The following is a 13,520-nucleotide window of genomic DNA, read 5'->3' on the forward strand; positions in this document are numbered from 1 at the left end:
AACCATACAAATTCCTTTATGCATGGCTGGTACGCGCAAATTTTGTGCGAAAAACCGTACAAATTCCCTCAGGTAAGAGCTAATCACGCTAGATTTGTACGAAAAATCCTACAAAGCCTTATTGCCTTGTTGCGCCTGCCCGCATCCATCCCTGTTCAAGCGCTCTATCAGCGCTCTATCGCTGCAAAAAAGCTCCGCGCGCGTTATTCGTCTCTCAATTCAGGAGAAAAAAAGCGCACGAAATGTCTACCTACATTTCGTGCGCCCTTCACCCCCTTGGCCTATTGCCCGGAAGAAGAAGCTTGCTGCCTGTATTCGCTCGGCAGCAGGCCGACCTGCTCGCGGAATAGCCGGCTGAAATATTTCTCATCGTTATAACCGCATTGCTCGGCAATCCATTGAATTGTTCGGGACGTATTACGCAGCAAGCTCTTCGCCTGCTCCATGCGAGTGACACGGACGTAATCCGCAAAGGACTGGCCCGTGTACTGCTTGAAGCATTGGCTGAAATAGCTGCTGCTCATATTCACCAACTGAGCGATCTCACCAGTGGAGATCGATTGGCTCAGATTCTGACGCGCAAGATTCATCGCTTTATCCAGGCTGCTGCGGATCTCAAGCGAAATTTGCTGTTTCGCTCCTGCCAGCCGAATCTGATCCCGTGCCCCTGCCAGCCACAATTCAAAGCTATACCAGCTAGGATAGTAATCCTCCATCGTGATGGGTTCCTCCAAGGTTGGCCTGTACAGCCGGTTCCATTCATCCGAGAGTGAAATGAAAATCCGGATCAATCGCACCGACGGGAGTCTCATTCCCTTCAATTCCAGCAACAGCTTATAAAATAGCTGGTCCTCATAAATCCATTCCGTTCCGCTCCAACGGTCTCTGATGGAATCCATGGAAGGACTCTGCTCCGCGGAGTCCCGATTCACCAGTTCCCTTGCATCCACATAACGAACCGGGGAGGAAGGTTCATAGTCATAGAACAAGTCGTGCTTCTTATAGGAACGAATGACCTGAAGAATCGTCTTGCGATCGAGCCCCTCCAGCCCGGTCAGCGTGACCCGGGCCACACCAGGTCCAGGCTGATATTCGGCATCGGCATCGGCATCCGTATCCCCAGCTTTCTCGTCATGCCAATACCAGACCCCGGGCTCCGCTTCAACAGCGGAGGGCGGCACCTGGCCTGACTCCGCCACATCCCCGGATGAATTTAGAGTGTAGCAGAGCTGCAGGGCAGCTATGCCCTCCCTCTCCCAGCCGCTATCCGGATCCGGCCTGGTTGAGCCTGACTCCTTCTGCTTCATCAACCGGCTGACCCGGCCAAGCACCTCCTCGAACTGCTCCTTCTCCAGCTGAATTTTTGCAATGTAATCAATCGCCCCGAGCCTCAGCGCTTCTTGAATGTATTCGAAGTCTTGATGGAGCGTCAGGACGACAATCCTGACTTGACGATAGCGCTCCCGGACGATCCTCATCAGTTCAATCCCTGACATCACCGGCATGGAAAGATCGGTCATCAAAAGATCCACCGGATTGGATTCCATGAATTTCAAAGCGTTCTCGCCATTGTTCGCTTCTCCGACAACCTCCATCTCAAATTGCTGCCAGGGCATCGCGGAGATAAGTCCCTTCCGAACCAGCTTGTCATCATCTACAATCAGGACCCTGATCATCCTGTCAGTCACCCCCGTTCTGTTCCCTGCCGTTGATTGGAAGCCGAAGTGTAACTACCGTTCCTTTGCCCAGGTCACTCTTGATGAACAACCCTGCCGAATCGCCGTAATTGGCTCTCAAAATTCTCTTCACATATTTCATGCCGATCCCCATCCCGACCTTATGACTTTCCTTGCTGTCGTCATGCAACAGACTGGCTATCTTCTCGGGAGTCATGCCTTCCCCGTTATCCTGAATGACAATGACAAGGACATCCCCTTGCAGCCTTGCGCTGACATTGATATATCCATCATCGCTAACCCCGTGATATAAGGCGTTCTCGACCAAAGGCTGCAATAAAAAGCGCGGGCTAGGCAAAGCCAGACACTGCTCATCAATATCCAGGTCCACATCGAACTGGAAGTCGTACCGGATCTGCTGCAGCTGCAAATACTCCCTAAGCGCCTCTATCTCGTCTCCGATCGTCGAGACCTCTCCCATTTTGCCCAGATTATAATAGAGCAGCTTGTTCAGACTGAGCACCAGCTTGTCGATCTCGGTCTGGCCGTTCATAAGTGCGAGCCAGTGCACCGTATCCAGCGTGTTCATCAGGAAATGAGGATTGATCTGGTAAAGCAGCTTCTCTACCTCAAGATCAGCCCGTCGCTTTTCCTTCTGCTCGATTTCATTATAAAGAGCCCATATTTTCCCCTTCATGCTGCGGGTCTGATAGAGCAAATAGTCGAATTCCGGGATAAACGTCTGCTCCGTCTGTACCGTTGCATCGGAATGTATTAATGACTTAATCTCCCGGTGGAATTTATCCAGCGGCCGGTAGACCATCTTCCATAACACCCAGGCCATAAGTACCGTCACCAGAAGAAAAATGAGAAAGATGCCGGTAATCTGAATCAGCCAGCGGTTCCGCTCCTGCTTCAGCTCATGCTCGGGCAAGACGGATACGATACTCCAGCCCTGATTGCTGGTCTCCCGGTTCCAGAAGTACTTACCGGAGTAACCGGAGGTCATCTCGGGATTCTCCCCGGGAAACATCGTGCTCACCGGGAATTTATCCGGCACCTCACTGAAAGCGATTTCACCATCATCATTAAGAAGCAGCAGTCTTCGGGAGCTGTCCTTCTGATTCTGCGGCGCGAACAACGACTTAAGCGCATTACGCCCGGATTCAATATAAAGGTAAACATTCTGATCCGGAAGATTCACCTTGCGCATGATGCTGAAGACATATTGGTTAATCGAGCCATTATAACTGGTGTGCGGGCCGAAGTAGGTGATCTCCGGATACGTGGACAGCACCGGCAGACTGTCAGGCTCAAAGCTCCCTCGAACCCGGAAGTTCTCATATTGATAGGTTTGTTTGTCGGGATAATAATACAGCACCAAGCCCACGTTGGGATTAGAAAAGGTAATGATATTCAGCTCGCTGCGCAGCTCGTTAGTAAGCCTCAACCGTTCGTAGGGCTCCTGCCCGGCCGCAAGCTGCTCGAACAGCCGGTTCGTTCCGACCCCGTATGCAAGCTGCTGGGAGACATGGCTCATATTGCTCAGCGCATTCTCAAGCGTCATCAAATCCTGCTTCAGATTACTCTGCAAGGCACTCTCCACTTTATTGCCGATAATCGAGTCAATCGTATAAAAGGAGATGAAGCCCAGGCAGATGAACGGCGCCAAACTGCTGATAAGAAAGATGAAGATGATCCGGTTTTTGAATGTTATATTTTTCAGCCGCCTAAGGATTCTGTCCGTAAGTTTCACCCTTTCTTGATTGCTTCACCTGTAAATGCGAGTTCAAAAAGTCAGGTTTTCAGCACCGAGAAGGTTGCGAGAACCCGACGAAGGAGGAACGAAGTGTAGGCAGAACCTACATGACTCCTTGCAATACTTCGTGATCAAAAGGTGACTTTTTGAACTACCTCTGTAAGATTCAGGAGCCTGGAGAGCCCCCATTTATACATCATAGCGCGAAATACGATCCAGCAGGGGGGGAAAGTTCACCGGGATCAGGGTAGAAGATTTAACAGGAAAGAACCGTTTGACATTCCTTCCAGATCGAGGTATATATCAGACAAAAACAAGGAGTGATCTGAGAACATGGAGGAAAGGGTCCCGGCACGCGAGAAAGTATTCTATTCCGGCGGTTTGCTCGGGCAAAACATGCTTTACAGCTTCATGTCCGCCTATATCCTCTTCTTCTACACCGACCTGCTCGGCATAAAGGCTACCACCGCCAGTCTCATTCTCGTCGTTGCCAGCATCGTCGATGCCTGTCTGGACCCGGTGATGGGCATGATTGCCGACAAAACGCGAAGCCGATGGGGAAAATTCCGCCCTTACCTGCTGTTCGCCCCCTGGCTGATTGCTGCGGCAACCGTCCTTTGTTTCTGGGACTTCGGTGCTTCACCTGGCGCTACACTCGCAATTTCCGCAGCGGCTTATTTGCTCTGGGGCATGCTCTACACCGTCTGCGACACCCCATTATGGGCTTTATCCTCCGTGATCTCCACGGCGCCTAAAGAGCGGAATCTGTTGGTGACTCTAGGCAAAATCGGCGGGATGCTCGGGGTTGTCGTGATCACGATTGGCGGGATCCAGCTCCTGCTTTCTTTTGGCGGGGAACGGAACTCGCGCGCTTATTTACTCTCTGCCATCCTTATCGGCGTTTTCGCGGCAGTCCTGATCTTTCTTACCGGCTATACTTCCAGAGAGCGGATTGCCCCTCCGGTGGAACGCATCTCTTTTCGCCGTAATATTCAGACCGTCTATAAGAACAAACCTCTGCTCGTCCTGCTCTTCTCCCTGCTCGTCATGAATCTGGTCATTAATTTAATGCAAGGGATTCAGCTGTATTACGTTATTTATGTGTGGCAGGATGCCGGCTTTGTAATGAAAATCGGTATTAGTCTGGTGGTTGGAATGATTCTGGGGATGGGAGCTACACCGAAGCTGCTTCATCGTTTTCCTAAAAAAAGGCTATATATTTTCTCCTGTCTTTTCGGTTGTCTTTCATGTACGATCACATTTTTGTTAGGTCAGCAGAATCCCGTTCTTATTCTGATTATGCTTGGCTTCAATTTTTTCTTCTGCGGAATGGCGACCGTGGTCAGCACCTCCATGCTGCTTGATACGATTGATTATTCCGAATGGAGACTCGGCTTTCGCGGGGAGGGCATCGTCTTCTCGACCAATACCTTCATCTCTAAATTTAGCGGGGCTGTGTCACGGATGATGATCGGCGCAGGCCTGGGTCTGCTGCATTATGTGGAAAATCAGCCCGTTACCGCACAGCTGCAAAACGGACTTAGCTTCATGATGCTGATGCTCCCCGCCCTGTGCTTTGCCGCCGCCATCATTCCTGTACTGTTCTATGGAATTACCGAGCAACAAAGGATCCATGTCCAGCACGAGTTGGAGAAAAGGAGAACTACCCTTTCAGGGTGATCCATGAGCAGGTCATGAGAATTGTACGTCCCATCCACCCATTTCTATACAAAGGAGCGATCTTACGATGAACTTATCGCTGAACGAAATCAACAAGCTATTGGCCCCGCCTGACATTACCGACTGCCGGAAAATTCTGTGCATTCAGCCTCACCCCGACGACAATGAGATTGGAATGGGGGGAATTATCGCCAGCTACGCTGCAAGAGGCTGCGAGATCCACTATTTGACGATCACAAACGGGGATCTCAGTTCACTCGATCCCGGTCAGTCTCATGAACAGATTGCCGAAGCAAGAGTACAAGAGACGGAATTGGCGGGCAGACATCTGGGGGCATCCTTCTTTTATACACTTGGCTATGAGGACGGGACTCTGCAGGATGTTCCTTCTCTCTCTCAAAAAATAGCCGAGGTTATCCGTCAGGTTCAGCCGGAAGCCGTATTCTGTCCTGATCCCTGGTTGAATTACGAAGCGCATTATGACCATATCGTTACCGGAAGAGCAGCGGCACACGCAGTCATTAGCAGCTCTCTGCCATCCTACCCAAAGGGCACAGAGACAACGCCATGGCAGCCCGCCGCCATCGGCTTCTATTTCACTTCCAAACCGAATACCGTCATTGACATTACCCCGTATTACGAGCAGAAATTTCATGCTATGCGTCTGCATAAAAGTCAATTGTCGGAAGAAATGCTCGGCCTTTACTATATTTATTTCAAGGAACTAGGGCAACAACTGGCGGCTGAACTGGATTTTGAAATCGGCGAAGGGTTAAAGGTGCTGTCCCCGCTTCACCTGCACTGCTTCGTCAATGCAGAGCACATCTAAATGCAAGCGACGCCGTATCCTGTCTTGACTGCAGACAGAATACGGCTTCTTGCTTTTCATAGATATGAACCTTATTTCTTCCCGGTATTTATCCCGGCAGACCATCATTGCTTCAGGCTTTACCATCGATGCGAAGCAAGACAGCCTCTCGTGCCGCTTTTGTGAGTGAGTTGAGCACCAGTTCATAGGAATGATCGATCATGTCCTGCAGATCACTCATGGGCAGACTTCCGTCCGCCACTACGGTATTCCAGTGCGTCTTGTTTAAATGGTATCCCGGCTGAACGCAAGGATGCTGCTCCCGCAAATTCGCGGCAATTACAGGATCGCATTTTAAGGATATATGGGTCTCGCCAGCATCAGTCTGGCTCAGCAGCGCAAACATCTTGCCGCCAACCTTCAATACTAGCGTTTCAGGACCAAACGGATAATCCTCGACAGCTCCTTTTTTCGAAAGACCATAACCTGTCAGCTGCTCTAGCAATAGAACCACTCCTTAAAGGATGTTGTCGACACTGTTGCCTAACGGACTGCGGCAAATCCCCATAGAAATGCCCTTGGACTGGATGGCTGCCTTCAAATGAAGGAGTGGAGCTCCTGAAAAGACCTCATCAATCCGCTTGCTCATTTGCTCTCTCTCAGCCTGGGTAACGGGCTCGCCAGAAAGCAGCTTTCCGAACCAATTTGCTATTTCAACAGGATATACATTACCCGCCATAGAGGACAGCCGATTAAATCCGAGCTTAACCTTATCCTCCAAGCCCGTATCCCCGCCGGCATAATAGTAAAACTCTTTATCGATCTTGCTTCGTAAAAACTCGACCGTCGACGGATCGCCTGCTTCTTTTATTCCAATTACCTGTTCCAAGCGGCTTAATTGCAAAATAGCATCCACGGACAGATCAAATCCGGTTCTTCTGGGATTGTTATAGAGGATCACCGGCTTATTGCTTGCTTCCACGATCTTCTCTGAATATCGCACCGCTTCCGCTTGAGAAGGAAGAATATAGGGCGGGTAGCCTAATAGAATTCCAGCCACTCCCGTGCCCCTGATCGCTGCCGCCAGCTTCACAGCTTCGATCTCCCGGATGGAGGCGACCCCAAAGATGATCTCCATATGACCACACAGCTTCTGGTCCTCCGTTACGGCTTGAAGCAGCATCAGCTTCTCTTCAAGATTCATACTATGCTGCTCTCCTGTTGAACCGCTAACAAGCACAGACTGAGCACCTTGACGATGCAAATCATGGATATGCGCGAGCGTCGCCTCCACATTTAACGATTCATCCTGATTAAAAGCCGTTGGAACTGCGATATGCACCGTTGCTTTAAGCATGGCCCGCCTCCTTCATCTCTAACATGTTCCTCTTCAACATATCAGAATTTGGCGGAGACGGAAAGAGTGTCAGGAGCGCAACCCGTCAGCCCAAGCCGCCAATTCCTCCCGGAGTCTATTGCCCAACAGATCGACTTTGGAGAAATCCATGGCAGACACATAAATTCCCTCCAACTCGTCGCGGTACCGCTTCGCTTCCGCCAGATGGCTTATAGCGTCCTTCATGCTCTCCTTATACCGGGAGCTCACTTCCGCAAGCTGCTCAGCATAACGTTCATCCGTTCCCGGCTTCACGCTGGCAGCATAAGTGTCAATGACCTCATCTCCTTCCCGCTCCGGGAAGTATTCATGCGGACTGGTGCTGTCAAAAATCGCGAAATTCAGCTCGCGGACAATAACCATATCCAGGCTGTTCGGATCAAATCCGCAATGATAGATTTCAACGTCAAAGCCGCGGTTCTCCGCCTCAGCTGCAATCTTCTTCAGCATGGTCGATTTGCCGGTGCCTGCCCGGCCCTTTATAAAGTAACGGCGCGTCAGGCCCTCCGTCAGATTCGGCACAAAGTCAACCGCTCCGGCAGGCGTAGCCGCCCCCAGAAACCGATGCTTGACGATAGAGCGCTTTTCAAGCCGATGATCCCCGAACAATTGCTCCACCATGCGATGGGTCAATTGATCCGCCTGCTCAAAATCCATCTGGGCATAATAAATCCGCTCCCATTGGTCATGAATTCGGAGCGCCTCGGCAAACTTGCTGTAAGCTGCAGCATAGGCATCGGCAACCTTTTGATTGATCAGAAAAATCTGTTCCTTTTGTCCGATCAGAGCACGGGAATCCCATGCTTCTCCAAGATTCACATACTCTTCAACGGCTCCCGGAGCCTTTGGCTCGATTACATGAGGTGCCGTACCGTCCACTACGCCGGCTCCCAATGCCGGAATGATCACCGCGTCAAGAGATTCAGCGTCGGAGGAGCAATGGACCAGTTCAACATCATAGCCCCGCTCATGCCACTCCTTGCCGATGCTCTTCATCAGCGTGGACTTCCCGGTGCCGGGACCTCCCTTCAAAATGAATAAACGCTGGAGATCCTTCAGATTGGATTCAAACAAAGAGTAAAAGCCCCTAGCCGTATTCCCGCCGGCAAAATATCTCAATTCTCTTGCAGTCACACATCCACTTCCTTTCCGATTCTTCCCTGAATACTGTCACCTTACAATATGCGTCAGGTATTGGGTAGGTGCCTAAGGGGAGATGCCCACGGCCGATACCAGCAGGTACAGCGCCGTCCCCCAGATAAAGACGGCAGAGCACTTGTTGAACAGTACAAATACGCTGTCAGGGAGATTCATCTTCTTAAACGCAGCCCCCGTCATAATGAGTCCAAGAAACCAGAGCCAGGAGACGGCTATGCATGCCAGCATAAAGGACACTTGGGCCTGACCGCTGTATTGGACTGCGCTTGTTCCGATGACGCCAACCGTATCCAGCAGTGCATGCGGATTCAAGATCGAGACGGAGCAGGCAAATAAAATCTGCTTCTTTAGCGGCAGCGCCTCTTTATCATCTAGACCTGTCACCGCATTCGAGCTCCAAATCATTGTCCCCATATAGAGCAGAAATATAATTCCGCCGATAAGCAGCATAAGCCTGAGCCACTCAAACTGCATCACTACAAGAGACAGTCCCATAACAGACAGGACAATTAATACCGTATCACAGACCGCTGCGGCGATCATCGCCGGGAATGCCTTGATCAGCTTGGGTTGCATGATGCCTTGCGAGAATACAAATACATTTTGCACGCCTAAAGGTAAGATCAGCCCCAGCGCTAAAATAATGCCATGGAATACCGATTCCATTCCTTCAACTCCTTCCTTCTCTATCATAGTCATGATATAAATAGAGAACAGGTCCAATTGGATGGGTAGTTATCCAGCCAATTTTGCAAGGAGGGATCGCTATGAGCTGGCAGCCTGACCGCTCGCTGCATCTAAGCTTAGCTGCTCAAATCAAGGATTGGATGATCGGACAAATTCAAAGCGGGGAATGGCCGGCGGGAACCAAGCTGCCTCCGCAGCGCAAGCTGGCGCTATCGTTAGGCGTCAATCGCAGCACGCTTCAAGAAGCGGTCGATGAGTTGAAGGCGGACGGATTGCTGAGTTCCCGGACAGGATCGGCTACCTTCGTCGCGAACGATTCCTGGCATCTTCTCGTCAAGCAAAGGCTGCCCAATTGGCAGCAATATATCGAAGCAAGCATTCATAAATCCAATTACCAGACCATCCAGCTGATCAATGAATTCGAGCAGGACGCTTCCGTAATTCGATTAGGAACAGGCGAGCTGAGTCCTTCCCTGCTCCCGGTTAACGAGATTCAAGCCTCGCTCGGCTCGCTGCCTCTGGACGGAAAGACGCTCGGATATTCTTCTCCTCAAGGCAGTGAGACTTTGAGACAAGCCATCTGCGACTATGTGAAAAAGAGAGGGATCACTACCACGCCCGAAAATATTTGCGTTGTCTCGGGAGGGCTTCAAGCCTTGCAGCTGATTGCGCTTGGCCTGCTGGAGCCCGGATCGCTAGTCCTTCAACACGAATATTCTTATTTGAATTCCGTGAGGCCCTTTCAATCCTTCGGCATGAATTTGCACGGACTTTCAGCTGATCAATACACAGCCGAGCATATCCGGAAGGTTCGCGGACGCAGACAAGCCATCCTTTATACGATTCCGACCCTCCATAATCCCACAGGGGAATGTATGACCTGGGAGGATAAGAACGCCCTGTTCCAGTTATGTGCAGCAGAAAAGCTCCCCGTCATCGAGGATGACGTCTATTTCGAGCTGAGCTTCGAGCCTGCGGCTCCCGCTATGAAGTCCCTCGACCGCTCCGGGCAGGTGATCTATATCGGCAGCGTGTCCAAGACGCTCAGTCCCGGACTGCGAATCGGCTGGGTCATCGCCTCGGCGCCGGTCATTCAGCGAATCTCGGACATTAAAATGCAGATGGACTACGGCTCAAGCGCCCTTTCCCAGCTCGTTGTCGAGCACTGGCTGCGCACGGGCTTATATGAAAATCACGTGCGGCGATTAAGAGCTGAGCTGCAGTCGCGTGCAGAGCTTATGGAGATTTTGCTAAAGCAATATTTTGAGAGCAAAGCTTCCTGGGAAAGTCCGCAGGGAGGGTTCTACATCTGGTTGAGATTTCATGAACCTGTCATTACGAAGGAACTGTTCATGCGGCTTCTGAAGAAGAAGGTGCTTATTCATCCCGGCTATATTTACGGAGCACAGGATGCACATCATCTTCGGCTATCCTTTGCCTACGGCTCGGAGGAGGAGTTAAGAAAGGGGATGGAGATGCTGTATCGCGAGATTTGATTCTAGTGAAAAGGGTGTCCCTCACCATCGACGATGGATCCAGGACACCCTTAGGCTATCTGCAGCATTGCGGCTTCTGCTATATTCGATTCACACGTTGCCCCGGCACATACAATCATCAATTTAACTTGGATGAAGCTATTAATTCGAGTACTTCTCAAGCGTGCGCCGCACGGCCCCAGGACCGGCGAGCATCTCATGGAACATCGCTTCAATCTTCTCGCCAAGGCCAATTTCATATAATTGCACACCGAACAGTCGGGCATCTTCTAGAATATGGCGAACTCCCGGGGCATGCGAATCTCCCAGACGAACGCCGTGCAGATGATCTTGCAGAGATTCAAGCAGCGGATCCGGACTAAGCGCAAACGGCTGCCCCTCATCATCCACTCCGAGCAAATAACGGCACCAGGCAGCAATCGCCAGCGGAATAGCTGTTAATCCGGCAGGGTTCAGGTCCGCTCTTCGCACATAAGCCTTGATGGTCTCCCCGAAGCGGATACCTACCTTTTGCGAGGTGTCCGTGGCAATCCGCTGGGGCGTATCCGGAATGTACGGATTCGCGAACCGCTCCTGCAATACCTCATCAAGAAATGTCCTTGGATTAATAATGCCGGGGTCTACCACGACCGGCAGCCCTTCCTCATAGCCGATGATTTCAACGAACCGCCGCAGCACGGGGTCCTTCATCTCATCCGCAATCAACCTATAGCCGAGCAGGCAGCCCGTAACGGCAAGCGCGGTATGCAGAGGATTGAGGCATGTGGTCACTTTCATCGTCTCGATCTTGTTAACGGTGTCCCGGTCCGTAAAAATCACTCCGGCTTCCTCCAGAGGCGGACGTCCATTCGTAAATTTATCTTCAATAACCAAGTACTCGCTCACTTCGGCATTTACGAATGGCGCTGTATACGTATGCTTGGACGTCACCGTAAGCTCCATATCAGCCAGGCCGGATTCGCTCAGTATCGCCTGAACCTTCTCCGAAGGACGCGGCGTAATCTTGTCGATCATGGACAGCGGAAACGTAATTTTAGCTTCATCCTGAAGATAGTCGACAAACCCGGCTTCCACCAGTCCCCTTGCGGCCCAGGCTTGAGCCATAGCCACCACGCTGTTCTTCAGCTTGTCCCCGTTATGGGAGCAGTTGTCCATGCTGACGAAGGTTAATGGATACTGTCCCTTCAAGTAACGGCGATAAGCAAGCGAAGCGGCAATGCCCATGGCATGGACAGGCTGCTCGGGGCCATTCTTGAAGTCCTCCTTGACCCTATCGAGGTAATCGCCGTCAGGTCCGGTCAAGGCATAACCCTTCTCTGTAATCGTAAAGCTGACCATCTGCAGGCTCGGGTTCTCGAAGATCTCAATCAGCCGGCGATCATCCTCCGGCCGTGCTTTATTCGCTACAAGCGCTTCCGCGACGCTTCCAACCACACTTTTCCGGAACTCGCCCTTCGCATTCATCAGAACCAGCAGCGTCAGATTGTCATACAGCTTGTTAAGCTTATCGGCCTTTTCAAAGTCGTAAGTCTTTACCGTAATAATCCCGGTATCCGTCCGTCCGGTATTCAGCAGCTTCTGATGGGCATTGGCTACAAAGGCACGAAAAATATTGCCCGCACCGAAATGCACCCATTGCGGCTTAGCCCGCGTCCGATCCGCGACGGCCTCAAGATCAAATTGCGGCAATTCGATGCCGGCTGCCTCCCAAGCTGCCCTGTCCGCAAGCCCTGTCCGGTTGAGTTGCAGCATTTACTCCACCCCTTTGGAGGTCGCATTGTCCAGGCTATCCCAAACGCCAAGCAAATACATAATCCCTAAAGCCCGGTCATACAACCCGTAGCCAGGACGGCAATTCTTCTCCTCGCCCCACAGATGACGACCGTGATCCGGACGGACATATCCTTTAAATCCATTCTCGTGGTAGGCTCTGACAACTTCGGCTATATCCACACTGCCGTCCTTTCCCCGATGCGAAACCTCGATGAAATCTCCGTTATCGAATACCTTCACATTGCGGATGTGGGCAAAATGAATTCGATCATGGAATTCGCGAATCATGGCCGGGAGATCATTCTCCGGATTCGTGCCGAGCGAGCCTGTGCAAAAGGTCAGACCATTATAGGGACTGTCCACCATATCCAGCATGCGGCGGATGGTATCCCGGCTGCGGATAATCCGCGGCAAACCGAAAATCGGCCAAGCCGGATCATCCGGATGAATCGCCATCTTAATATCTACTTCCTCGCAAACAGGAATGATCTGTTCCAGGAAATATTTCAGATTATCGAAGAGCTTCTCTTCCGTCACATCCGCATAAGCAGCAAACAGTTCATCCAGCTTCGCCAACCGCTCCGGCTCCCACCCCGGCATGGTGAAGCTGCCCGCACCTTGAAGAATTCTGTCGACCATCTGGCGAGGATTCTCTGAAATAGCAGCCTTTTCGTAGAACAGAGCGTTGGATCCGTCCGGCAGTTCCTTATAAAGCTCTGTTCTCGTCCAGTCAAATACAGGCATAAAGTTATAGCAGATCACCTTGACGCCTACCGTCGCCAGCTTGCGGATGGTGTCGATATAAATATCGATATATTTATCGCGGGAAGGCAGCCCGATTTTAATATCATCATGAACGTTGACGCTCTCCACGACCGCGGTGCTGAAGCCTTTGCCGGTAATCTGATCAGCGACTTCCCGGATTCGCTCCATCTCCCATACTTCACCGGCGACTTTTTCGTGCAAGGACCATACAATCCCGGTCACCCCTGGAATTTGCCGAATGTGATCCAGCATAATGTTGTCATTATCTTGTCCATACCATCTCCAAGTCATGTTCATACCGGAGCCCTCCCAAAGTAAATTT

Annotated in this window: 11 protein-coding genes; 3 read left to right on the top strand and 8 right to left on the bottom strand. The window is 51.2% G+C overall.

Annotation, left to right across the window (positions count from 1 at the left end):
* Nucleotides 1-281: 281 nt before the first annotated feature.
* Both KI362_RS15595 and KI362_RS15600 read right to left on the bottom strand, forming a co-directional pair.
* Nucleotides 282-1,676 carry a response regulator transcription factor gene (locus KI362_RS15595; RefSeq protein WP_301628417.1) on the bottom strand — a complete coding sequence of 465 codons (1,395 nt, stop codon included), beginning with the start codon at nucleotides 1,674-1,676 and terminating at the stop codon, nucleotides 282-284.
* A gap of 4 nt (nucleotides 1,677-1,680) precedes the next feature.
* Nucleotides 1,681-3,432, bottom strand: a complete 1,752-nt coding sequence (locus tag KI362_RS15600; RefSeq protein WP_301628419.1) for a sensor histidine kinase — start codon at nucleotides 3,430-3,432, stop codon at nucleotides 1,681-1,683.
* Between the two features lie 336 nt (nucleotides 3,433-3,768).
* Between KI362_RS15600 and KI362_RS15605 the strand changes: the two genes are divergently transcribed.
* Together KI362_RS15605 and KI362_RS15610 are read left to right on the top strand one after the other, a co-directional pair.
* Nucleotides 3,769-5,115, top strand: coding sequence for an MFS transporter (locus KI362_RS15605; protein ID WP_301628420.1), 1,347 nt, complete (start codon nucleotides 3,769-3,771; stop codon nucleotides 5,113-5,115).
* Between the two features lie 67 nt (nucleotides 5,116-5,182).
* On the top strand, nucleotides 5,183-5,944 hold the full coding sequence (locus tag KI362_RS15610) for a PIG-L deacetylase family protein (protein ID WP_301628422.1): 762 nt from the start codon (nucleotides 5,183-5,185) through the stop codon (nucleotides 5,942-5,944).
* Between the two features lie 112 nt (nucleotides 5,945-6,056).
* On the opposite strand, the gene KI362_RS15615 is transcribed toward KI362_RS15610, so the two are convergent.
* The 4 genes from KI362_RS15615 to KI362_RS15630 all read right to left on the bottom strand — a co-directional run bounded on the left by KI362_RS15615 (nucleotide 6,057) and on the right by KI362_RS15630 (nucleotide 9,143).
* Nucleotides 6,057-6,428, bottom strand: a complete 372-nt coding sequence (locus KI362_RS15615) for an MmcQ/YjbR family DNA-binding protein (RefSeq protein ID WP_044482336.1) — start codon at nucleotides 6,426-6,428, stop codon at nucleotides 6,057-6,059.
* A gap of 12 nt (nucleotides 6,429-6,440) precedes the next feature.
* Nucleotides 6,441-7,280: a dihydrodipicolinate synthase family protein gene (locus KI362_RS15620; protein ID WP_301628424.1), complete on the bottom strand. Its 840-nt coding sequence runs from the start codon at nucleotides 7,278-7,280 to the stop codon at nucleotides 6,441-6,443.
* 69 nt (nucleotides 7,281-7,349) lie between these two features.
* The gene (locus KI362_RS15625) at nucleotides 7,350-8,453 is read right to left on the bottom strand and encodes a PRK06851 family protein (RefSeq protein ID WP_301628426.1); all 1,104 of its coding nucleotides are present in this window, start codon (nucleotides 8,451-8,453) and stop codon (nucleotides 7,350-7,352) included.
* 72 nt (nucleotides 8,454-8,525) lie between these two features.
* Nucleotides 8,526-9,143 carry a LysE/ArgO family amino acid transporter gene (locus KI362_RS15630; protein ID WP_301628428.1) on the bottom strand — a complete coding sequence of 206 codons (618 nt, stop codon included), beginning with the start codon at nucleotides 9,141-9,143 and terminating at the stop codon, nucleotides 8,526-8,528.
* 101 nt (nucleotides 9,144-9,244) lie between these two features.
* Here KI362_RS15630 and KI362_RS15635 point away from each other — a divergent pair, with 101 nt between their 5' ends.
* Complete coding sequence (locus tag KI362_RS15635; protein ID WP_301628430.1) at nucleotides 9,245-10,660, top strand: aminotransferase-like domain-containing protein; 1,416 nt, start codon at nucleotides 9,245-9,247, stop codon at nucleotides 10,658-10,660.
* Nucleotides 10,661-10,801: 141 nt separating this feature from the next.
* On the opposite strand, the gene KI362_RS15640 is transcribed toward KI362_RS15635, so the two are convergent.
* Both KI362_RS15640 and uxuA read right to left on the bottom strand, forming a co-directional pair.
* Nucleotides 10,802-12,412 carry a mannitol dehydrogenase family protein gene (locus KI362_RS15640; RefSeq protein ID WP_301628433.1) on the bottom strand — a complete coding sequence of 537 codons (1,611 nt, stop codon included), beginning with the start codon at nucleotides 12,410-12,412 and terminating at the stop codon, nucleotides 10,802-10,804.
* The gene (uxuA, locus tag KI362_RS15645; RefSeq protein ID WP_301628434.1) at nucleotides 12,413-13,495 is read right to left on the bottom strand and encodes a mannonate dehydratase; all 1,083 of its coding nucleotides are present in this window, start codon (nucleotides 13,493-13,495) and stop codon (nucleotides 12,413-12,415) included.
* Between the last annotated feature and the right edge of the window lie 25 nt (nucleotides 13,496-13,520).

The sequence above is a fragment of the Paenibacillus apis genome (genome assembly GCF_018333295.1).
Classification (GTDB): domain Bacteria; phylum Bacillota; class Bacilli; order Paenibacillales; family Paenibacillaceae; genus Fontibacillus; species Fontibacillus antibioticophila.